Consider the following 21,018-nt stretch of genomic DNA (forward strand, 5'->3'; position numbering starts at 1 on the left):
CCTGTGCCTGATCACACGTGTCCGCCAGTGCGGACACCGATGGATCTTGCGACTCCGGTTCGAACTTTACGTCAACTTGGCAGAGATGGAAGTCCCGGAAGGGTGACCTGGATCCGGCAACCCCGCTGGGATTCGGCCACACCGATCCGGCCGCCGTGCAGATCGACCGCCCACCGCGCGATGGCCAGGCCGAGCCCCGTACCGCCGTCGCTGCCGGGGCCGTGCGGCGAGGGGACCCCGCCGCGGTTGAACCGCTCGAAGACCCGGTGCCACTCCGACTTCGGAATGCCGGGCCCCTCGTCCAGGACCTCCAGGGCCAGCGACTCCGGGAGGTCGCCCCGCCTGGCCTTCACGGTCACGCGGCCGTGCGGCGGGCTGTGCTTGACCGCGTTGTCGATGAGATTCGCCATGACCTGGTGGATCCGCTCCGGGTCCGCGTGCGCGGTCAGCTCCGGCGGGGACACATCGAGGTGCAGATGGACGTCGGTGCGGGTGTGGCTGCCGGAGCCCGAGGCGATGCCCGCGCGCGCGGAGGCGACCATATTGGCCTCCTTGAGCACGCCCGACAGGTACGGCCAGACCTCGAAACGCCGCTTGCGCAGCGCTACGACGCCGTTGTCCAGCCTCGACAGGTCCAGCAGCGTCTCGACCAGCCGGCCGAGGCGCTCCGTCTGCTTCAGCGCCGTACGCATCGTCTCGGGGTCTGCGGCGGAGACGCCGTCCACGACGTTCTCCAGGACCGCGCGCAAGCCCGCGATGGGCGTGCGCAGCTCGTGCGAGACATTCGCCACGAGTTCCTTGCGCTGACGGTCCTGGGCCTCCAGCTCGTCGGCCATGAGGTTGATCGTCTCGGCCAGGTCGCCCAGCTCGTCGCGGCGGCTGTCGCTCACCCGGCGTGTGTAGTCGCCGTGCGAGATGGACCGGGCCACCGCGTTCATCTCGTCCAGCGGTGCGGTGAGCGAATGCGCCACGAACTGCGTTATCAACAGTGTGGCGATCACCGAGAAGACCGTGATGAAGCGCAGCTCGGTCTCGGTGCGCACCGCGATCATCAGCAGACCGGTGGTGATGAAGACCGAGACGACGACCAGCGTGCCGAGCTTCGTCTTGATGGAGAAGGGCCGTACGCCGCCCCAGGGACCCGCGCTCCCGCGCTCCCCGAAACCAGGCGCGTCGGCCCCGCGCTGCCCGAGCCCGCTCATCACATCAGCCCCCTCAAGAAGCTCCCGACGAAGGCCCGGCTCAGGGAGTCGGGGTCTCCAGCGCATAGCCCACGCCGTGGACCGTGCGGATCCGCTCGGCGCCGATCTTCCGGCGCAGCGCCTTGATGTGGCTGTCCACGGTCCGGGTACCGGAGGCATCCGCCCAGTCCCACACCTCGGCGAGCAGCTGTTCGCGCGAGAGTACGGCACGGGGGGTGTTCGCGAGGCACACCAGCAGGTCGAACTCGGTGGGCGTCAGATGGACGTCCTCCGAGCGCACCCGCACCCGGCGCTGCGCGTGGTCGATCTCCAGCTCGCCGAGGCGCAGGATTCCGCTGCGCGGCGTCGAGGCGGCCACGACGGCGCGCTCGACCCGGCGCAGCAGGACGTGCACGCGGGCGGCCAGCTCGCGCATCGAGAACGGCTTCGTCATGTAGTCGTCGGCGCCGACGCCGAGCCCGACCAGCATGTCGGTCTCGTCGTCGCGCGCGGTGAGCATCAGCACCGGCACCGGGCGCTGGGCCTGCACGCGGCGGCAGACCTCCAGGCCGTCGAAGCCGGGCAGCATGATGTCGAGGATCAGCAGGTCGGGCTGCCAGGCCTCGGCGGTGTCGACGGCGGCAGGGCCGTCGCCCGCGGTTTGCACCAGGAATCCCTCGGCACGCAGGCGGGCCGCGATGGCGTCGACGATCGTCGGGTCGTCCTCGACCACCAACACCCGGCGTTGAGCGCCCGGGGTCGCCGCCGTGCCGTTGTGGGAGGTGTGTGTCTGCTCCATCGCCCGCCCCTGAAGTGTGCTTTCCGGAATCCGTGGGGTGATCCCATGACTGCGCTTGACGCTTGAATGATCGGCGTCAGGGAAGCAGAGTACGGGCAGTCACCGTGCCTCGGCTATCCAGCCCTGACCGCGAGGTGCACGACGTCCGGAACGCCCCGGGCAACGGGGATCTCTTCGGTACGCACCCGCTGGAACCCGGCATTCCATAGGGATCCTTCAAATTCCGGAGAGGGCTGTGCCGACCATACGGCGAGCACCCCGCCGGGCCTCAACGCCCTTGCGCAGCTTGCCAGTCCGGCCTTCGAGTACAGGCCGTCGTTGCCCTCGGTGACCGTCCAGCCGGGCCCGTTGTCGATGTCGAGACAGAGCGCGTCGTACGTGGCGGACATCTCATTGACGTAGGCGACCAGATCCTTATCGACGATTTCCGTGCGCGGGTCGGCGAGGGCCTCGGCGGAGATCGCGGAGAGCGGTCCCCGGAGGTGCCAGTCGATGACGGCCGGCTCGCGTTCGACGACCGTGATGCGCCCCCAGCGCGGATCGGCGGCGGCGTGCGCGAGGGAGAACCCGACGCCGAGACCTCCGATCAGCACACTCGGCTGCGCGCGCCCGTCCAGCGCGTCGTACGCGGTGTCCACGAGCAACCGCTCCGAGCGGCCGTCGGAGGTGTCCATCAGGAAGCACCCGTTGGCGATGATCTGCAGCAGCGCGCCGTGCCGCCGCAGCACGACCTCGCCGTACGGGCCCTGGCGACGGTCGATGACCACAGGGGTGTCGTACGAGGCAGGCATGGCTCCCATCCTGGCAGTTTCACCAGAGCGGGCAACCGAATTGACCCTTGAGCGCGATCCCGTGCCCGTACCGGAACACCGGGTCCAGGGTGTTGTCGGGCACGTCCGGACGGGACGCCGCCACCGCCGCCATGGAGCGCGGCAGTTCGAACGGCAGGCGCCCCTCGGCCTCTGCCCGCCCGAAGGGCGACGTCGAGCAGGGCGGCGTCCGAGGCGCCATGGTCGACGACCAGGGCGGCAGCCTTCTCGGCGATCTCCGGGAGTACGGCGGGTCGTTCGAGGTTGACGCACACCAGCGTCGGCACCGTCTCCAGGAGCCGCAGGACCTCCTTCAGCTCGTCCTCGGGGAAGGCCGGCGAACCGGAGCGGAAGAAGGACTCGAAGACCCCGGGGCGCTTCTCGTACGGGGTGCGCAGGCGCAGCACCGCGCGGTCGACGGGGCGGCCTGCCGGCGGATGCCTGACACGCCTTGGAAGTTGCTGTGAATCGGCTCTCGCGTGGCGTCGGTCATAGACAGCGACGCGTGGGACACGAAGGGTGGGGCGCGACGGAAGGAGCGCCTCACCGTGGACCGGAGCACCACCGCACGGGCTGATGCCGTGCAGACCGACCCCGAGACGGGCGCGTCTCTCCTCGACGATCTTCTGGACGGGATGCCCCGTCAGCGCGGCGGCACGGTCACCCCGCCTTCCCACGCGGCCGCGCAGGCACCGGTTCCGGTCGCGACGCCCGGACCGGTCACGGGGGCAACGGTTCCGGTCGCGAGGCCCGCACCGGGCATGGCGGCAGCGGTTTCCATCGCGAGGCCCGCACCGGGCATGGCGGCAGCGGTTTCCATCGCGACGCCCGCACCGGGCCCGGGGGCACCGGTTCCGGCCGCGACGGCCGCGCCGGCTGCCGGCCGTGTGTCCGCCCTGGGTGCGCTCGCCGGGCGGCTCCGGGCCCTCCGCCCCTGGCGGCTGTTCCCCACTCCCCTCGGGACGCCCTTCACCTTCGGGTACGCGGCTGTCCTCGCCGTCACCTCGGTCGTCACCGAGCACGCGGACCCCACGCTCGTGCACGCGCTGCACCAGGCATCCAGCACGGACGTCGCGCACCTCGTGCGGCACCCGGTGCTGGTGTTGGTCGCGAGCGCGCTGTGGATCGTCGGCGGGATCACCTCGCCGTACGCGGTGGCGTTCCTGGTCGTCCTGACCGCGCTGGAGCGGCGGACAGGCGGGTCGCGGACGGCCGCTGTCTTCCTGCTCGGGCATGTGGTCGCCACGCTGGCCACCGAAGTGCCCGTCGGGCTCTCGGTGCTGGCCGGCCATCTGCCCGACAGTTCCCTGCACCGCCTCGACTACGGCATCAGCTTCGGCGTCGCCGCGAGCGTCGGCGCGCTCGCGGGACTGCTGTCGCCCTGGCTGCGCTGGCCGGTACTGATCGGCTTCGCCGCGATGCTCGTCGGCGATCTCCTCGCCTTCACCGACCCGATGACCGACTGGGGGCACCTGATGTCCCTGACGATCGGCATTTCGACGTGGCCGCTGGTGCGGCGCCGGCGGACGGCACGCATGCCCTCGTCGGTCAGCCGTTCCGGACTGCCGCGAGGCGTCGTGCCGGCTCCGGGATGCCGAGCCGGCGCCCCCGAGCGGCGCTCGCCCCGTGGAGCTCGTTCGTGAGCTGGGAGGGGTCGCGGCGCAGGTCGTAGTACTCGCGGAAGACCACCGCCGCGCTGTCGCCGGTGCGCGACCCGGCCGACGACCGGCGAGGCCGTAGGCGCCACCAGAGGCTTCCCCCCGGCCCCGTCTCCACCTGCCGCCGCCCGGACCGCCACCGCGCCGACCCCCGCCACCACCGCCCCGGCTCCGGCGATCACCCCGCGCCGACCCGGACGCTCCTCGCGCATTTCGTCCCCCGTGGTGCCTTCGCCCCCGTCGTGCGGTCCCCGTTGGCTGTGAATGAGCTTGCACTGTGCAGGGGTTGGGAACTGCTGCGACTTGACTGGGTGCGAGTGTGTTCTGGCGTGCATGAGTGAGCGTCGGTGATCTGGATGCGGCGTGCGCCCACGCCTTCTGGAGTGGGAACGAGAGTTCTTATGTCGGGGTGATTTTTGAGGAGGGTGCTCGTTGGAGGCGGTGAGGGGGTCTTCGACGCCGGGTGGGGGTGAAGGGATGGGCGGGCTGCGGGCGTTGGCGGCGCCGTTCGTGGTGCCCGGCCCCGCGGGGGTGGCGATCCGGGACCGGCTGCGGGTATCCGAGGAACGCCGTTGCGGTGGTGTGGCGGTGCCCTTGCGAAGGCGTGGCGGTGCCCGGCTCGCCCTGTGCCCTCCGGGCGGAGTCAGCTCCAGGTCGGCGAGGTGGAGCGGGGCTGCTCGTGGGGCACGGGCCTTCCCGTGAACGCGTCGAGGAGCATGCGGTCGCCGACCGGGCGGTCCAGTTTCACCGTCACCTTCTCGATGCGCAGTTCGGACGTGCAGGGGCCGTCGGAGACGCCGCGGACCGAGGCCGAGAACACCACGCTGTCCGCGGTCTCCAGTACGTCGACGGCGGGGCCGTCGTCACACGCTCCGTGCTCGGCGCGCAGGGTGACCGCCCGGCCGTCCTCCGCGATCGTGTCCAGCCCGGCGAGCGGCCCCAGCTCGGCCGTCTGCCGCCGCACGGGCCCGATCGGGGGCCGGGGGAGTTTCGCGGGGGTGACCGCGACGCGCTTGAGCGCAGTGTCGTAGCCCTTGATCGTGAAGTGCCAGGAGGGCACCGTCGCCGCCCCCCGGCTGGTCAGCAGCGTCATGTCGCCGAGCCGGGCACCGGTCACCGTGAGGGCGGGACCGGAGTTCCCGCCCCGGTCGAGCTTCTCGTACGCCGCTCGCGCCGAGGTGACCGGGAGGGCGAGCGATGCGCCGTCGCGCCACCGGATCTCTCCCTTCTTCTTCGGCGCGTCGGGAAGAGAGCCGCGCAGTTCGAAGTTCTGGGTGAGGTAAGCGCGCTTGTCGGCGTCGTTGTGGAACGCCCCTTCGGGCAACTGCACGGCATCGCCGAGCGGGTAGTAGCCCCGCTGCCACACCCGCGCCGCCTCGGAACCCTCCCAGGCGGCGGCGACCCGGCGGGCGCGCTCCGAGCCGGCGGCGGTGCCGCCGTCACGGACCTTGTCGCCCCCGCCGGGTGTCGTTTCGTCGCCGCATCCGACGGCTGCGGCGGCGACCAGGCCGAGTACGACCAGCAGTTTGACGGACCGCATGATGCCCTCCGGAGGCAGACGGTGGAGTGGAGCCGAATCCGACGCCGCACCTGTGACGCCCGGGCCGTGCGGGACGTTCATTCCCGAGCGCGAGCCGCGTCCGGGCGTGTGGAGAGGTGATCGCAGCGGTGATCGCTGACAGCGAACAACCCCCGGGGAACAATCCAAGGCGCACATGCATTGAGTCCGTGTAACTCAACTTGACTGCCGAAGGGGAGATCATGGCTTCGACGTCCACACCGCTCACCCTGCCCGTGCTGCCGCTCGACGATGAGGTCGTCCTGCCCGGGATGGTGGTTCCGCTGGACCTGAACGACACCGATGTACGCGCAGCGGTGGAGGCCGCCCAGGCCGCCGCCCGTTCGACGCCGGGCAAGCCGCAGGTGCTGCTGGTGCCACGCATCGACGGGACGTACGCGGGCACCGGTGTGCTCGGCACCGTCGAGCAGGTCGGCCGCCTGGCCGACGGCGACCCGGGCGCGCTGATCCGCGGCCGTGGGCGCGTGAAGGTCGGCGCGGGGACCACGGGTCCCGGTGCCGCACTGTGGGTGGAGGGCACCCGGGTCGACGAGACCGTGCCCGACCCGCTGCCCGGCCGGGTCGCCGACCTGGTCAAGGAGTACAAGGCGCTCGCCACCAGCTGGCTGCGCAAGCGCGGCGCCTGGCAGGTCGTGGACCGCGTGGCGCAGATCGATGACGTTTCCGCCCTTGCCGACAATTCCGGTTACTCTCCGTTCCTGTCCCTCGAACAGAAGGTGGAGCTGCTGGAGACCGCCGACCCGGTCGCCCGGCTGAAGCTCGCCACCGAACAGCTCCGTGAGCACCTCGCCGAGCAGGATGTCGCCGAGTCCATCGCCAAGGACGTCCAGGAAGGCGTCGACAAGCAGCAGCGCGAGTTCCTGCTGCGGCGCCAGCTCGAAGCCGTCCGCAAGGAGCTGCGCGAGCTGAACGGCGAGTCCTCGGACGCGGAGGAGTCCGACGACTACCGCGCCCGCGTCGAGGCCGCCGACCTCCCCGAGAAGGTCCGCGAGTCCGCGCTCAAGGAGGTCGACAAGCTGGAGCGGTCCAGCGACCAGTCGCCCGAGGGCAGCTGGATCCGGACTTGGCTCGACACCGTGCTCGAACTGCCGTGGAACGAGCGGACCGAGGACGAGTACGACATCCAGGGCGCCAAGGCGATCCTGGACGCCGAACACGCCGGTCTGGAGGACGTGAAGGAGCGGATCACCGAGTACCTCGCGGTGCGCAAGCGGCGCTCCGAGCGCGGGCTCGGCGTGGTCGGCGGGCGGCGCGGCGGTGCCGTGCTCGCGCTGGTCGGCCCGCCCGGTGTCGGCAAGACCTCGCTCGGCGAGTCCGTCGCGCACGCCATGGGCCGCAAGTTCGTCCGCGTCGCCCTCGGTGGCGTACGGGACGAGGCCGAGATCCGCGGCCACCGGCGTACGTACGTGGGCGCACTGCCCGGCCGTGTCGTCCGCGCCATCAAGGAGGCCGGGTCCATGAACCCGGTGGTCCTGCTGGACGAGATCGACAAGGTCGGCTCCGACTTCCGCGGCGACCCGGCCGCGGCCCTGCTCGAAGTCCTCGACCCGGCGCAGAACCACACCTTCCGCGACCACTACCTGGAGGTCGAACTCGACCTGAGCGACGTCGTGTTCCTCGCGACGGCGAACGTCCTGGAGGCCATCCCGGAGGCCCTGCTCGACCGTATGGAGCTGGTCCGCCTGGACGGCTACACCGAGGACGAGAAGGTCGTCATCGCCCGGGACCACCTGCTGCCGCGCCAGCTGGAGCGGGCCGGTCTGCAGTCCGACGAGATCACACTGGACGAGGGCGCACTGCGCAAGCTCGCCGGCGAGTACACGCGGGAAGCGGGTGTACGAAACCTGGAGCGGGCCGTCGCACGGCTGCTGCGCAAGGTGGCGGCCCAGCACGAACTGGGCGAGCGGAAGCTGCCGTTCACGGTCACGGACGCGGATCTGCGCGGTCTGATCGGCCGGCCGCACCATGTGCCCGAGTCCGCTCAGGACCCGGCCGAGCGCCGCACCGCGGTGCCCGGTGTCGCCACCGGTCTGGCCGTCACGGGCGCCGGCGGAGACGTGCTCTACGTCGAGGCGTCGCTGGCCGACCCGGAGACGGGCGCGGCGGGCCTGACCCTGACGGGTCAGCTGGGCGACGTGATGAAGGAGTCGGCGCAGATCGCGCTGAGCTTCCTCAGGTCGCACGGCGCCGAGCTCGAACTGCCGGTCGGCGACCTGAAGGACCGGGGCGTGCACATCCACTTCCCGGCGGGCGCGGTCCCCAAGGACGGACCGAGCGCGGGCGTCACCATGACGACGGCGCTGGCCTCGCTCCTGTCCGGCCGCCCGGTCCGCACCGACGTGGCGATGACGGGTGAGGTCTCGCTGACCGGTCGTGTCCTGCCCATCGGCGGGGTGAAGCAGAAGCTGCTCGCCGCGCACCGCGCGGGTGTCACGACGGTCATCATCCCGAAGCGCAACGAGCCCGACCTGGACGACGTCCCTGCCGAGGTCCTGGAGAAGCTCGACGTCCACGCCGTCACGGACGTCCGACAGGTCTTGGAGCTGGCGCTGACGCCGGCGACGAACGGCGCGACGCCGGAGGTTCCGGTGGCGGCGTGACGGGACGCGACCGGAAAGGTAAGGCCCGGGTCCCGTGAGGGAGGCCCGGGCCTTCACCGTGCGCGCGGTGTCCGCGCGCGGTTGTGTCAGCCGTTGGCCAATGCCACGACCCGGTCGAGTGCCCCGTTGAACTTGTCGTGGTCGCCGACGGTCGGTCCTGACGACGTGTACTGCCACATGGTGTAGTAACTCCACCCCGCCGGCAGCGTCCCCGCGTCGGAGGCGTAGCGCGCGATCCACAGCGGGTTGGCGGAGGCGAAGCCGCCGTAGTTGCCCGTGCACTGGGTCCACCAGCTGGTGGCCGTGTAGATCACCGCGTCGCGCCCGGTGCGCGCCCTGTACTGGGCGAGGAAGCTGCTGATCCAGCTGACCATGGCGCTCTGCGTCTTGCCGTAGCAGGCGGCCCCGTACGGGTTCCATTCGATGTCGAGTGTGCCCGGCAGCGTCTTGCCGTCCTTCGACCAGCCGCCGCCGTGGTCCACGAAGTAGTTCGCCTGCGTGGCGCCGGTCGTGGTGTCGGGGGTCGCGAAGTGGTACGCGCCGCGGATCATGCCGACGTTGTACGAGCCGTTGTACTGCTGGGCGAAGTACGGGTTCGTGTAGTACGTGCCCTCGGTCGCCTTGGTGTAGGCCCACCTGACCCCGCTGCTCCACAGGGTCGACCAGGCGACGTTGCCCTGGTAGCCGGAGACGTCCACGCCTTCCGTCTGCGTGGCGTCCGAGCTGCTCGGTGTGCCGTCCTGACCGTCATGTGCGACGACGCCCATGCCCATGCGGGCGGAGCCCCGGGCGGGGGTGTCGGCCGCGGAGGAGGGGAGGGTGAACAGGAGAGAGAGGGCGGTGAGCAGGATTCCTACCGCGAGCGGGCGCAGGCGGTGGGTTGTTGCGGGTCTGTGTCTGTGCACGGGCATGTCGTGCCTCCGAAGAGATCGGTGGTGCACGGTGGTGCTCGGTGGGGGGAACGCTGACGGCACGCGCACGCTCGGGTGGGGGGTCAGGTCCGCGTCGACCTGTTGATGGCGTGCGCATGCCACTGATTGCCTGATAAAGAAGCTACGCACGTAGAAGACGGCGTGGGAAGAGGGCCCGGAGGCTGCCGTTGGTCTACGCCTGCGAAATACTGGCGGAGCTGCGGCAATGGCGGATTTTGGCGGAAACTTTCAGTATCGGGAAACCGGGTCAGGGGTGCTGACGTGCACGACAACGGAAACGACGGCGGGCAGCGTGTCGAATCCGCGGCGTCGGGAAGTGGTGTGGACCAGGAATTCCCGGCGCTGGAACGCGAGTTGACCGTGTTCCTGCGGCGCGCCCGCGCCTCCTCCGGCGAGATGGCCCGCGAGGTCCATCCCGACCTGGAGTCCTCCGCGTACGGGCTCCTCTTCCGGCTGGAGGAGTGCGGCCGGCAGCGCGCCACGGAGCTCGCCGCCTACATCGGCGTCGGCAAGGCCACGATGTCCCGTCAGCTCCGAGCCCTCGAAGACCTCGGCCTGGTGGCCCGCGAGCCCGACCCCGCCGACGGCCGCGCCTGGCTCGTCCACCTCACGGAGGAGGGCCGGGAGCGCTTCCGGAAGGTCCGGCAGGCCCGCCGGGCCCGCTATGTCCGACAGCTCGCGGGCTGGGACCCCCGCGAGGTCGCGGAACTGGCCAGGCTGCTGCACCAGCTCAACACGGGGATGGAACAGCAGCGCTAGGTGTTCTCTCCGGGGAGGTTGTGGACAGGTGAGCCAGGTCTCGGCTGAGGGATCTTGAAACGGGTGAGGGCCTTCCGGTTCGGTGTGGATTGCGACGTCTGCACCAACCAGAAAGGCCCTCGTGCCCCCGTAATGCACCCTTGACCGAGACCGGCCGCCTGCGTCTGGCCCGCTGCGTGGTCGAGGACGGCTGGACCCTGCGCCGGGCCGCCCCGGTCCGGCGCATGCTTCCCCGTCCGGGCGGCCGGGCCCGTCGGCTCACAGCTCCACGAACACCACCGTCGTATCGTCATGCGTCTTGCTCCGTCGCAAATGCACCCTCTCCTCCGCGTCCGCGGTCTCCAGTGCGCGTACGCGGTTGACGAGCGCCTGTGCGCCCTCCTTCCGTACGAGGGTGAACAGGGCGGCCCAGTCGCCCTCGTGGAACTTCTCCACCCAGCGGGTGGCGCCGTCCGTGAGGGCGGTCAGAGTGCGGACGGACGTGCGGGGCAGCGTGCCGGTCACCGCGCGGGAGGCCACCGAGGGATCCGCCGCCGCCGTGAAAAAGCCGCCCTCCTTGTTGCGAACGGTCGTGTCGGCGACGGCGTCCGTGGCGAGGGAGGCGCGGGGGAGCCGGGAGAGGCGGTCGTCCAGGAGTGCGGTCACCTCGCCCGAAGGGGACTCCACCAGCAGGGCGGAGTCCGAGAGGACCAGGTACTCGACCTCGGCGGCGGACCATCTGGCGAGGACCACGGTTGCCTGAGGTGTCCGTGGGTGAGAAAGGTCACAGGTGTCGGCGTGGGTGTCGGCCACCCGGCTTATGGCCCGGGACAGGACCTCCGGCAGGGTCAGATCCCGGCGGGAAAGGGACAGTTCGGTCAGGGCTCCGCCGAGGCGTGCGGAGAACCAGGCGACGGAATGCAGACAGCCGTAGTCGCCCCGAGGGGGCGTCACGCCGTCCAGGGCGACCAGCGAACCCCCCTGTCCTGAGGCCGGAAGGCCGACCGATGCGAAGTCCTCATTGGGGCGGTCCGGGTCGCCGGGCTCCGAGACGAGTTCAGTGCGCATCCGGCCAGTTTGCACGAGCCCTTCACAAGGTCCACAAAAGGCTGGCATCCATTGCCGAACAGGTGCGGACCACCAGCTCAGGCGCCGGGTTTGGCATGGAATGATCGACTCCGGTGAAGCGTGGCGGCGAATATTGCCAAAGCGCGTCGCCGACGTCCAACCGGCCCGCCGGTCAAGGCCGTCGAACACGCCGGAGGAACTTGCCCGCCAACTCCCGTCCGAGGTTCACTCCTTCGGGTGGCGGGCCAGATGATGCGGGACCACTGCCCACCGGCACTGGGAGGGTCGGGAGCCGTACCGGGCGGACGCCCCCATTGACAGGACGTCATCACCCGGGCCCATGGGTACACGAGTCAGGAATGCGAGCACCGGTGCAGAAGACGCGGCCGAGGCGCACAGGCAAGCAGACGGCCTCCAGCTCAACCGGGGGCGGTGCCACCGGCGACACCGCCGACTCCCCGGGCAGGGGCCGACCCGCCCACGTACGCAACCGGCTGATCGTTGCCGTGGCGGTCGTCGCGGCCGCCATCGCCGGTGCCGGAGCCCCCACGGTGCTGGCCGCCTCGGGGCAACTGAACGACTCCCAGAACCTGGTGACGCTCGCGCAGCGGACCCAGCAGGCGCTGACCCTGGCGCACTCGCTGGCCGACGAACGGGACGAGGTCACCTCGTACATCGCCGCCGGGAGGCCCAAGGCCAAAGCGCCCTCCGAGCAGCGCGGCGCCCGCGTCGACCGGCAGGTCGAGGAGTTGCGGGCGGACGAGGACGCCCCCGCACCGCTGCTCAAGGACCTCGACTCCATCGCCTCCCTGCGCAGAGCGGCGCTCACCGGAAAGAGCTCCGCTCTCGAAGCGCATCAGGCGTACTCCGGCGCCATCAGCGAACTCCACGCCCTCGCCGAGGACCTGGCCGACCAGTTGCCGCCCCGCGCGGGCTCCGGCGCACACGGCCTCGCCGAGCTGGACTCCGCGGTCCAGCAGTCCGCCGCCGCCCGCGGACTGCTCCTGGCGGCCCTCAGCATCCCGCGCACCACCCAGACCACCATCAACCCGGTCACCGGTCTGCCGACCACCACGAGCGTCTCCTCGGCCGCCGACACCAAGCAGCGCGACGCGTTGAGTGCCGCGGCCCAGCAGGCCCGGCTCCGCTCGGACGCGGCCCTCGCCGACTTCCGTGAGACGGCGCCCAAGGCCGCCGCGTCCTCGTACGACTCCACGCTCACCGGGCCCGACGTCGGCAGTGCCGACAAGTACCTCGCGAGCCTCACCGACCAGCCGACGCTCTCCGACGCCGAACTCGACACCAGCACCAAGAAGCTGGACGCGGCCCTGTCGGCCCGTGTCGAGCTGATGCGCGGCGCCGAGGCTTCCCTCAACGACCACCGCACCAAGGACCTCGAACGGCTGCGGGACGACGACGTCACCGCGCTGGAGATCCGGATCGCCCTCATCGGCACGCTGCTGCTGGTCGCGGTCGGCGTCTCGATGGCCATGGCCCGCAGCCTCACCCGCCCGCTGGCCGTACTGCGGCTCGGCTCGGCTCGCCTGGCCGCCGACCCGGGCGCCCAGGAACCGGTCAAGTTCACCGGCCGCAACGACGAGTTCGCGCAGGTCGTCCGCTCCGTCAACGCGCTGCACGCGCACGCCGCCGCACTCCACGAGCGGCTCGCGACGCTCGAAGGCGACCGCAAGCACCTCATCGGGCAGCGTCAGCTGATGGCCGACGAGCGCGATCGGCTGCGTGCCGAGCTCGCGGACGCGGCTGCCCACTTGGAGCAGGTGCGCGGCACCATCCACGGCACCTTCGTCAACCTCGCGCTGCGCACCCTCGGCCTCGTGGAGCGCCAGCTCGGCGTCATCGAGGGACTGGAGGAGCGCGAACAGGACCCGGACCGCCTCGCCACGCTCTTCAAGCTCGACCACTTCGCCACCGTCATGCGGCGGCACAGTGAGAACCTGCTCGTCCTCGCGGGCGCCGAGCACGTCCAGCACCACGCGGGTCCCGTCCCGCTCGTCGACGTCGTGCGCGCCGCGGTGAGTGAGATCGAGCGGTACGAGCGGGTCCGTATCGCCGCGCTGCCGCCGCACGCGCACCTCGCCGGCTTCGCCGCCGACGACATCAGTCACCTCGTGGCCGAACTCCTGGAGAACGCCTCGTCGTTCTCGCCGCCCGACCTGGCCGTCGAGATCTCCGGCTGGCTCCTGGAGAGCGGCGAGGTGATGCTCTCCGTCCAGGACGAGGGCATCGGCATGACCGCCGAGCGGATGAGCCAGCTCAACTCCCGCCTCTCGGACTTCGACCCGGAGGACGCGTACGACCTGGAGGGCGGCGACGGTCTCGGGCTCGGCCTGTACGTGGTCGCCCGGCTCGCCCACCGGCACGGCGTGCGGGTGCAGTTGCGCGAGCAGAAGCAGGGCGGTGTCGCCGTCGTGGTCGTCCTGCCGAAGGCGATGTTCGCCGCCGCGCCCGCGATCACCACCCCCACGGCCACCCAGCTGGTCGGCAGCGCGTCCTCGGTGTCGCTGCCGGGCGCCGACGCGGAGGCCAACTCCAATGTCCTGCGGGGTCGTTCGGTGTTGGCGGCATCGGAACCCGCCGGCGACGAGGACCCCCTGATCGCCGCGGCGGAAGAGGCCGTACGGGAGGCTTCCGCGGACGAAGAGGCGGTACGGGAGCCTTCTGCGGCGGAAGAGGCCGCACGGGCGGCCTCCGCGGACGAAGAAGCGGTGCGCGAGGACGCCCAGGAGCCCGGCGCGGAAGCGGCGACTGCCGAATCCGAGGCGTCGTACGAACCCACGCCCGAGCCGGAGCCCACGCGCGAGCCGGAGTTGGCGTCCGAGCCGGAGCCCGCGCCCGAGCCGGAACTCGCTCCCGAGACCACGATGGAGCTTCTGCTCCCGGAGCCCCGGGCGGAAGCGCCCGCTCCCGAACGTGCCCCGGAAGCGGCCCCGGTGCAGCCCGCTCCGGAAGTCCGCATCCCCGCCCAGACCACCACTGATCCGTACGCCATCGGTCCCGACACCCACGAGCGTGTCCCGGACGAGGGCCCGCGGCTCACCGACAAGGGCCTGCCCAAGCGGACGCCCAAGATCTCCGCGCCCCCGCCGGTCCCGAGGCCGCGCACGGGCGGTGTGGACGCCGAGGCCCTGCGCCGCAGGCTCGGCGGTTTCCACCGGGGCGCGATGGAGGGCCGCCGCGATGTGGAGGCGGAGATCGCCGAACAGACGGCCGAGATGAACGCACCCGCGGCACAGGGGCCGGCAGCGCACGCGCCCGCAGGACCCACGTCCAACGCGCACGCACAGGACGTAGAAGCATCGGGGGGCACAGTCGAGGAGGCAAGCAGTTGACCGCGCCCAGTACCTTCGGTCTGAGCAGTGAAGCCCGCAATCTGCACTGGCTGCTGACGAATCTCGTCGAGGAGGTGCCGGGCCTCCTGTCGGTCGCGGTCGTCTCCTCCGACGGCCTGCTGCTGCTCTCCTCCGACCCGGGCAGAAACGCGGAGGCGAGGACGGCCGAGACGGACCGGCCGACGGGCCCCAAGGGCTCCTCCGCCGACCTCGCCACCATCGTCTCCGGCATCGGCAGCCTCACCATCGGCGCCGCCAAGCTGATGGACGGCGGCAACGTCAAGCAGACGATGGTCGCGATGGACGAGGGCAGCCTCTTCGTCATGTCGATCAGCGACGGCTCGCTGCTCGGCGTGCACGGCTCCCCGGACTGCGACATGAGCGTGGTGGCGTACCACATGGCGCTCTTCGTCGGCCGCGCCGGACACGTCCTGACCCCCGAACTGCGCAGTGAGCTCCGAAAATCCCTGGAGACCGAGTCAATGGGGAGCACCCGATGAGTACCCCCAACAAGCTGCCGGTCCGCGGCGGCGACCGCAAACCCGCCCGGGTACGCCCCTACTCGCTCACCGGCGGCCGTACCCGCTTCGGGCACGTCCTCCTGGTGGAGACGTTCGTGGCGGCGCTCGAAGCCCCCGAGGAGCGCAAGGAGCTGACCGGGGGAAGCCCGCTCTCCCACCGGGTGATGCCCGAGATGCGGGCCATCGTCGAGCTCTGCCGCCGGATGCGTACGGTGGCCGAGATCGCCGCCCTCCTCAGGATGCCGCTCGGCGTGGTCCGCGTGCTCCTGAGCGACCTGGCGGACCAGGGAAAGATCCGTGTGTACGGAACAGGTCACGGCCCGGGACAGCCGGACCGCGCTCTGCTGGAAAGGGTGCTGAGTGGACTCCGTCGTCTCTGACGCCGCGCCTGGCGTCGCCCCCCTCCTCGACGAAGAGGAGAATCTGCAGGCCTGGCAGACGGATCGCAGCCGCGCGCCGATAGCCACCAAGATCGTTGTGGCGGGTGGTTTCGGCGTGGGCAAGACCACGCTGGTCACCGCGGTCTCCGAGATCACGCCCCTCCAGACGGAGGCGCTGATGACCCAGGCCAGCGAGGACACCGACGACCTCACCGGCACGCCGGACAAGCTGACCACCACGGTGGCCATGGACTTCGGCCGCATCACGCTCGACGACGACCTGGTGCTCTACCTCTTCGGTACGCCGGGCCAGCAGCGGTTCTGGTTCATGTGGGACGACCTGGTGCGCGGCGCGATCGGCGCGGTGGTCCTCGCCGACACCCGCCGCCTGTCGGACTGCTTCCCGGCGCTCGACTACTTCGAGAGCTGCGGACTGCCGTACGTCGTCGCCGTCAACCACTTCGACGGCAGCGAGCGGTTCGAGCCCCAGGACGTACGCGAGGCCCTCACGGTGCCCCCGCACATACCTGTCATGATCATGGATGCCAGGCGCCGGATCTCGGTTGTCGAGACCCTGCTCGCGCTGGTGGGGCACGCGCTCGACGTGAGCCCCGAATAAGACGTACGCAGAGTTAGGACGCGCATGCGGAAGATACTCGTCGTCGGAGCCGGCCAGTCCGGACTCCAGCTCGCCCTCGGCCTCCAGTCGCACGGGTACGAGGTCACCCTGATGTCGAACCGGACGGCGGACGAGATCCGTACCGGCCGCGTCATGTCGACGCAGTGCATGTTCGACACGGCACTCCAGCACGAGCGCGATCTCCAGCTGAACTTCTGGGAGTCCCAGGCCCCGAAGATCGAAGGACTCGGCGTCTCGGTCGCGGCACCGGGCTCGCACGACCCCGGTCCGACCCAGCGGGCGATCGACTGGCTGGGCAGGCTCGACGGGTACGCGCAGTCGGTCGACCAGCGGGTGAAGATGGCCGGCTGGATGGAGACGTTCGCGCAGCGCGGCGGCCAGCTGGTCATCCACGGTGCCGCGGTCTCCGACCTCGACTACTTCTCCCGTACCTACGACCTGGTGCTGGTGTCGGCCGGCAAGGGCGAACTCGTGTCCATGTTCGGCCGGGACGCCTCCCGTTCGCCGTACAGCGAGCCGCAGCGGGCGCTGGCGGTCGCGTACGTCCACGGTCTGGGCCCGCGCCCGGAACACCCGGACCACGACGCGGTCCGCTGCAACCTGGTCCCCGGTGTCGGCGAGCTCTTCGTCATGCCGACGCTCACCACCTCGGGGCGCGCGGACATCCTCTTCTGGGAGGGCATACCCGGCGGCCCGCTCGACGTCTTCAACGGCGTCAAGGACCCGGCCGAACACCTCTCCCTGACCCTGGAACTCATGGAGCGGTTCACGCCGTGGGAGTACGCGCGGGCCACGAAGGTGGAACTGACCGACGCGAACGGCACGTTGTCGGGACGGTACGCCCCCACCGTCCGCAACCCGGTCGGTCGCCTCCCCGGCGGCGGTCTGGTCCTGGGCGTCGCCGACGTGGTCGTCGCGAACGACCCGATCACCGGGCAGGGCTCCAACTCGGCCTCCAAGTGTGCGGCCGCGTACCTCGCCTCGATCCTCGAACAGGGCGACAAGCCCTTCGACGAGGAGTGGATGCAGGCCGCGTTCGACCGGTACTGGGACACGGCGCAGCACGTGACCAAGTGGACGAACGCGATGCTCGGCGTTCCTCCGGAGCACGTGCTCAACCTGATCGGTGCCGCGGGGCAGCTCCCCCCTGTGGCGGATCGGTTCGCCAACGGGTTCAACGACCCGGCCGACTTCGAGAACTTCTTCTTCGAGCCGGCGAAGACCGAGGCGTACCTGGCCTCGGTGACCGGGGCCTGACAACCCCCTGACCAGCAGCCCGACCGTTCTTCCTGGTCGTAGTGGCCGTCTGTGTTGCGTCCTCGGACGGAACACGGACGGCCACATCTTTGTCACACCGGCTTGGTCGGCCCCGACCTGCTCTTCCGCTGTGATCAGGCGGCTGCGGAGCGCGAGATCGGCCGACAGGGCGTAGCGTCGTTATCGCGATAGGCAGGAGGCAGGCTTCGTGTTCGAGTCGCAGCGTGTGATCGCTCCGCCGGCCAAGACCGCCATGTTCCTCGTGGCGACGATCGCCCCCGGCGGCGAGGCCACCGTCCGTGAGCTGCTCGAAGATGTGGCAGGTCTGCTCCGGTCGGTGGGCTATCGCGCCCCGTATGCCGAACTCAGCTGTGTCGTCGGGGTCGGTTCCCACGCCTGGGACCGGCTCTTCGCCGGTCCGCGCCCCCGTGACCTGCATCCCTTCGTGTCCTTGGAGGGGGCCGGCCACAAGGCTCCGTCGACGCCGGGGGACGTCCTCTTCCATCTGCGCGCCCACGAGATGGACCTCTGCTTCGAACTGGCCCGGTTGATCGCCGCACGCCTCGTCGGAGCGGTCACGATGGTCGACGAGGTGCACGCCTTCAAGTACTTCGACGAGCGCGACCTGCTGGGTTTCGTCGATGGCAGCGAGAGTCCCGGAGACCGGGCGGCCGCCGACGCGGTGTTCGTCGGTGCCGAGGACGAGGACTTCATGGGCGGCAGCTACGTGATCGTCCAGAAGTACCTCCACGATCTCGCGGCCTGGAACGCGTTGACCACACAGGAGCAGGAGAACGTCATCGGCCGAAGCAAGTCGGCCAACATCGAAATGCCCGACGACGTGAAGCCCCCGGATTCTCATGTCGCCCTCAACACCATCACGGACAAGGACGGCAACGAGCAGAAGATCGTGCGGGAGAACATGCCGTTCGGGACGATCGGAAAGAGGGAATTCGGCACCTATTTCATCGGCTATTCGCGCACGCCTGAGGTAACCGAACGGATGCTGCGGAACATGTTTCTCGGCGACCGTCCCGGGATCCACGACCGGATCCTCGACTACTCGAAGGCCACCACCGGCTGCCTTTTTTATGTACCGACCGTGGATTTCCTCGACAATCTTCCCCCGTCACCGCGCGGCTAGGCTGTTTCCGAGATGTTCGAGCGGACGGGGGTCAGTTGGTGACGATTCCGGTCACAAGGTTGATCGTGGTGGCCAGGATGCTGGTGCCGAAGACGTAGGACAGCAGGCAGTGGCGGAGCACTACGGTGCGGATTTGTGTACTCGAGACGCTGGTGTCGGAGACCTGGTAGGTCATCCCGAGGTTGTAACTGAAATAAAGGAAGTCGGCGTAGGCGGGCGGGTGTTCGGAGTTGAAGTCGATACCACCTGTCGGCTTCGCGTAGAAGAGATACGCGTAGCGGGTGGAGTACATCAGGTGCAGTGATGCCCAGCCCATGAACACGCCCGCGAGCGCTGCCCCAGCTGCCGCGTGACTGTCCGCGGATTTACCGCGCAGGAGCAGGGCAACAATGCTGACCAGCGCGAACAGAGCCGCCGTGACAACGATGGTTTCCTCGGCCAGAGGGCGGAAGTTCTCACGCCGGGCATTTCGGTGAGTGGTGGTTGCGTCCATCGGCCACAACACCTTCAAGCCCGTCACGACGAAAAACGTCTCCGTGGCAGCGATGCCGGCGAGAATTCCCAGCAGGGCGTCGACCAGAAATCCTACGGTCGCGCCAGTGGCCACTCCGACGACCACTGCACCGGCAAGTCGAGGCACGGCGGACAGCGGCAACCGGGTGTTCATGGGCGATAACGGTACAACCGGACGTTGAATTCGTAGGGGGAGTGGTCCGGGTGTCGCCGAACAGAGCGAGACGGTCGCGCCCACGGGGCGGAGTGATGTCACGACCCCCGTGCCCCTTACCGGTCGCTTCTGTAGCCCGCGTTCGATCCGCTCGTGGCCGCCTCGGGGAGCTTCGGCGGCGTGTAGCGCCGCACGGGCTCCCCGAGGGGGTCGGGGCGGACCGCGCCCAGCAGTGGATTGGCGGCGATCGGTGAGACCTTGATCTTCGTTCCGGGTCGCGGTGCCTGTACGACCATGCCGCCGCCGAGGTACATCGCCACATGCGTGGCCTCGGGGAAGTAGATCACCAGGTCGCCGGGGCGCAGTTTGCTCAGCGGGATTCTCGGGAGCTGGGCCCACTGCTCCTGGCTGGTGCGGGGGATGGGCTGCCCGGCGCGCTGCCACGCCTGTGAGGTCAGCCCCGAGCAGTCGTACGACTTCGGGCCCTGCGCACCCCACTGGTACGGCTTTCCGATCTGGCGCACGGCGTACCGCAGTGCTTCCTCGCCCTCCTGCGAGGGGCGCCGCTCGCTGCTGAGCGCCCTCGAGGCCATGAACTTCTTCTGCGCCCCGACCGCCCCCGACTTCTCGGATTTGTCCAGGTCGGCGACCTGATCGACGGTCAGTGAGGCGAGCACTTGCTCGACGTCCTTGAGCCGCTTTTGTACGTTGTCGCGCTCCTTCTTCTTCTGTACGGCGAGGGTGAGTTGACCGTCGAGCGTCTTCCGGGCCGCACGCGCGAGCGCATCGGCCCTCCGCTCGCTCCCGGCCACCCGTTTCGCGGTCTCGACCCGTTCCTGCGACAACTGCCCGATCAGGTGCCCCTCGTCGAGGGCGTGCTGCGGATCGCGGGCGAGGAGCAGTCGTACGTACGAGGAGAACTCGCCGCTGTTCTGGTACTGCTGCCGGGCGAGCCGCCCCGCGGCGCCACGGCTGTCGTGCAGCGAGAGGCGGGCCTTGGCGAGGCCGGCGTCGAGCCGGGCGGCCTCGGCGCGCTGCTTCTTCAGCTTCTCCGCGGTCGCGTTGTACGTCTCGGTGGCCCGCTCGGCATCCCGGTACAGCCGCTGAAGGTCCGTCAGCAATGCGGCGACGGACCGCTGTCCGGGCTCATCGACTGCTGTGCCCGTCGCCGGGCCGGGAGCCGGGGCGGCCATGGCGGGCGCGGGCGCGAGCAGCGCCCCGGCCGTCACCGCCGCCGTACAGACCAGACGCAGAAGTCTTCCTGACATATCGTCACCTCCGGTGCGGGGGTGGTACGTCCACCTCGCACCGGCAGGATCGGGTGCTCGCATTCCGAGTGCGCGCGGGCTGGTCGGTTCAGCCCAAGAAGATCACTCGTCGGCGTGGGGGTCCGGCGTGGCATCGCTCTGCCCATCGGCCTGGGCGTCGGTCTTCGACCAGGGCCACTTCAGGCCGCGCCCCCGCTTCCCCTCGGGGTCGTACTCGTACTTCCACCCTTGGTGCAGCCCGAGCCGCTTGCTGCGGCTCGCCTGGACGCGCCGGTAGACGAGCACGGTGGGCGGCCCGCCGTTCGCGTCCGGCACCGGAACGCGGTAGGTCTTCGGCGGATGTCCGGTGGGGCCGAGCAGGACGGGCAACACGCGGCCGTCCAGCGGGCCGCCCACAAAGGGAGTGTCTTCGCTCTTCACGCAACCA

Annotated in this window: 19 protein-coding genes and 1 pseudogene; 11 read left to right on the top strand and 9 right to left on the bottom strand. The window is 70.1% G+C overall.

Annotated elements, in window-relative coordinates; all coding sequences use genetic code 11:
* Positions 1-71: 71 nt before the first annotated feature.
* From OG390_RS34695 to OG390_RS34705, 3 genes are all read right to left on the bottom strand, one after another.
* The gene (locus tag OG390_RS34695) at positions 72-1,202 is read right to left on the bottom strand and encodes an ATP-binding protein (protein ID WP_406173335.1); all 1,131 of its coding nucleotides are present in this window, start codon (positions 1,200-1,202) and stop codon (positions 72-74) included.
* Between the two features lie 40 nt (positions 1,203-1,242).
* On the bottom strand, positions 1,243-1,980 hold the full coding sequence (locus tag OG390_RS34700) for a response regulator transcription factor (RefSeq protein WP_054236710.1): 738 nt from the start codon (positions 1,978-1,980) through the stop codon (positions 1,243-1,245).
* A 113-nt stretch (positions 1,981-2,093) separates the two neighbouring features.
* Positions 2,094-2,771 carry a spermidine synthase gene (locus OG390_RS34705; RefSeq protein WP_406178029.1) on the bottom strand — a complete coding sequence of 226 codons (678 nt, stop codon included), beginning with the start codon at positions 2,769-2,771 and terminating at the stop codon, positions 2,094-2,096.
* A 47-nt stretch (positions 2,772-2,818) separates the two neighbouring features.
* Here OG390_RS34705 and OG390_RS34710 point away from each other — a divergent pair, with 47 nt between their 5' ends.
* Together OG390_RS34710 and OG390_RS34715 are read left to right on the top strand one after the other, a co-directional pair.
* Positions 2,819-3,256, top strand: coding sequence for a hypothetical protein (locus OG390_RS34710; protein WP_406173338.1), 438 nt, complete (start codon positions 2,819-2,821; stop codon positions 3,254-3,256).
* 81 nt (positions 3,257-3,337) lie between these two features.
* The gene (locus tag OG390_RS34715) at positions 3,338-4,432 is read left to right on the top strand and encodes a rhomboid-like protein (protein ID WP_406173340.1); all 1,095 of its coding nucleotides are present in this window, start codon (positions 3,338-3,340) and stop codon (positions 4,430-4,432) included.
* Between the two features lie 658 nt (positions 4,433-5,090).
* On the opposite strand, the gene OG390_RS34720 is transcribed toward OG390_RS34715, so the two are convergent.
* Positions 5,091-5,987, bottom strand: coding sequence for a hypothetical protein (locus OG390_RS34720; protein ID WP_406173341.1), 897 nt, complete (start codon positions 5,985-5,987; stop codon positions 5,091-5,093).
* Between the two features lie 221 nt (positions 5,988-6,208).
* Here OG390_RS34720 and lon point away from each other — a divergent pair, with 221 nt between their 5' ends.
* A complete protein-coding gene (lon, locus tag OG390_RS34725) occupies positions 6,209-8,626 on the top strand; it encodes an endopeptidase La (RefSeq protein WP_406173343.1) in 2,418 nt (805 codons plus the stop codon).
* An 86-nt stretch (positions 8,627-8,712) separates the two neighbouring features.
* Here lon and OG390_RS34730 read toward each other — a convergent pair whose 3' ends face one another.
* The gene (locus OG390_RS34730) at positions 8,713-9,537 is read right to left on the bottom strand and encodes a lysozyme (RefSeq protein ID WP_406173345.1); all 825 of its coding nucleotides are present in this window, start codon (positions 9,535-9,537) and stop codon (positions 8,713-8,715) included.
* Positions 9,538-9,819: 282 nt separating this feature from the next.
* Between OG390_RS34730 and OG390_RS34735 the strand changes: the two genes are divergently transcribed.
* Both OG390_RS34735 and OG390_RS34740 read left to right on the top strand, forming a co-directional pair.
* Positions 9,820-10,317, top strand: a complete 498-nt coding sequence (locus tag OG390_RS34735) for a MarR family winged helix-turn-helix transcriptional regulator (RefSeq protein WP_399081740.1) — start codon at positions 9,820-9,822, stop codon at positions 10,315-10,317.
* Positions 10,318-10,415: 98 nt separating this feature from the next.
* A pseudogene (locus OG390_RS34740) lies at positions 10,416-10,529 on the top strand (IS481 family transposase); the annotation flags it as partial.
* 46 nt (positions 10,530-10,575) lie between these two features.
* On the opposite strand, the gene OG390_RS34745 reads toward OG390_RS34740, so the two are convergent.
* Entirely contained in the window at positions 10,576-11,364 is a 789-nt protein-coding gene (locus OG390_RS34745; protein ID WP_406173347.1) for a protein phosphatase 2C domain-containing protein, read from the bottom strand.
* A gap of 371 nt (positions 11,365-11,735) precedes the next feature.
* Between OG390_RS34745 and OG390_RS34750 the strand changes: the two genes are divergently transcribed.
* The 6 genes from OG390_RS34750 to OG390_RS34775 all read left to right on the top strand — a co-directional run bounded on the left by OG390_RS34750 (position 11,736) and on the right by OG390_RS34775 (position 18,656).
* Positions 11,736-14,714, top strand: coding sequence for a nitrate- and nitrite sensing domain-containing protein (locus tag OG390_RS34750; RefSeq protein ID WP_406173349.1), 2,979 nt, complete (start codon positions 11,736-11,738; stop codon positions 14,712-14,714).
* On the top strand, positions 14,711-15,214 hold the full coding sequence (locus OG390_RS34755) for a roadblock/LC7 domain-containing protein (RefSeq protein WP_399081734.1): 504 nt from the start codon (positions 14,711-14,713) through the stop codon (positions 15,212-15,214). Before OG390_RS34750 ends, OG390_RS34755 begins: the two co-directional genes overlap by 4 nt.
* Positions 15,211-15,615 (top strand): DUF742 domain-containing protein, encoded by a 405-nt coding sequence (locus OG390_RS34760; protein WP_406173350.1) that lies wholly within the window; start codon positions 15,211-15,213, stop codon positions 15,613-15,615. The genes OG390_RS34755 and OG390_RS34760 overlap by 4 nt, the downstream gene beginning before the upstream one ends.
* Entirely contained in the window at positions 15,596-16,234 is a 639-nt protein-coding gene (locus tag OG390_RS34765; RefSeq protein WP_406173352.1) for a GTP-binding protein, read from the top strand. Before OG390_RS34760 ends, OG390_RS34765 begins: the two co-directional genes overlap by 20 nt.
* 24 nt (positions 16,235-16,258) lie before the next feature.
* Positions 16,259-17,512: a styrene monooxygenase/indole monooxygenase family protein gene (locus tag OG390_RS34770; protein ID WP_406173354.1), complete on the top strand. Its 1,254-nt coding sequence runs from the start codon at positions 16,259-16,261 to the stop codon at positions 17,510-17,512.
* Positions 17,513-17,720: 208 nt separating this feature from the next.
* A complete protein-coding gene (locus OG390_RS34775; protein WP_406173356.1) occupies positions 17,721-18,656 on the top strand; it encodes a Dyp-type peroxidase in 936 nt (311 codons plus the stop codon).
* Positions 18,657-18,687: 31 nt separating this feature from the next.
* Here the strand turns inward: OG390_RS34775 and OG390_RS34780 are convergent, their stop codons facing one another.
* The 3 genes from OG390_RS34780 to OG390_RS34790 form a co-directional block, all read right to left on the bottom strand.
* Positions 18,688-19,323, bottom strand: a complete 636-nt coding sequence (locus OG390_RS34780; protein WP_406173358.1) for a DUF1345 domain-containing protein — start codon at positions 19,321-19,323, stop codon at positions 18,688-18,690.
* A gap of 116 nt (positions 19,324-19,439) precedes the next feature.
* Complete coding sequence (locus OG390_RS34785) at positions 19,440-20,591, bottom strand: C40 family peptidase (RefSeq protein WP_406173359.1); 1,152 nt, start codon at positions 20,589-20,591, stop codon at positions 19,440-19,442.
* Positions 20,592-20,693: 102 nt separating this feature from the next.
* A complete protein-coding gene (locus tag OG390_RS34790) occupies positions 20,694-21,011 on the bottom strand; it encodes a hypothetical protein (protein ID WP_406173361.1) in 318 nt (105 codons plus the stop codon).
* Positions 21,012-21,018: the final 7 nt, after the last annotated feature.

This window comes from Streptomyces sp. NBC_00996 (assembly GCF_045162675.1).
Taxonomy (GTDB): domain Bacteria; phylum Actinomycetota; class Actinomycetes; order Streptomycetales; family Streptomycetaceae; genus Streptomyces.

Bases quoted from the DNA above. Each gene is read 5' to 3' on its own strand.
- OG390_RS34760 (WP_406173350.1), top strand. From the start codon at position 15,211: ATGAGTACCCCCAACAAGCTGCCGGTCCGCGGCGGCGACCGCAAACCC.
- lon (WP_406173343.1), top strand. From the start codon at position 6,209: ATGGCTTCGACGTCCACACCGCTCACCCTGCCCGTGCTGCCGCTCGAC.
- OG390_RS34720 (WP_406173341.1), bottom strand. From the start codon at position 5,987: ATGCGGTCCGTCAAACTGCTGGTCGTACTCGGCCTGGTCGCCGCCGCA.
- OG390_RS34770 (WP_406173354.1), top strand. From the start codon at position 16,259: ATGCGGAAGATACTCGTCGTCGGAGCCGGCCAGTCCGGACTCCAGCTC.
- OG390_RS34705 (WP_406178029.1), bottom strand. From the start codon at position 2,771: ATGCCTGCCTCGTACGACACCCCTGTGGTCATCGACCGTCGCCAGGGC.
- OG390_RS34745 (WP_406173347.1), bottom strand. From the start codon at position 11,364: ATGCGCACTGAACTCGTCTCGGAGCCCGGCGACCCGGACCGCCCCAAT.
- OG390_RS34785 (WP_406173359.1), bottom strand. From the start codon at position 20,591: ATGTCAGGAAGACTTCTGCGTCTGGTCTGTACGGCGGCGGTGACGGCC.
- OG390_RS34730 (WP_406173345.1), bottom strand. From the start codon at position 9,537: ATGCCCGTGCACAGACACAGACCCGCAACAACCCACCGCCTGCGCCCG.
- OG390_RS34780 (WP_406173358.1), bottom strand. From the start codon at position 19,323: ATGAACACCCGGTTGCCGCTGTCCGCCGTGCCTCGACTTGCCGGTGCA.
- OG390_RS34700 (WP_054236710.1), bottom strand. From the start codon at position 1,980: ATGGAGCAGACACACACCTCCCACAACGGCACGGCGGCGACCCCGGGC.
- OG390_RS34695 (WP_406173335.1), bottom strand. From the start codon at position 1,202: ATGAGCGGGCTCGGGCAGCGCGGGGCCGACGCGCCTGGTTTCGGGGAG.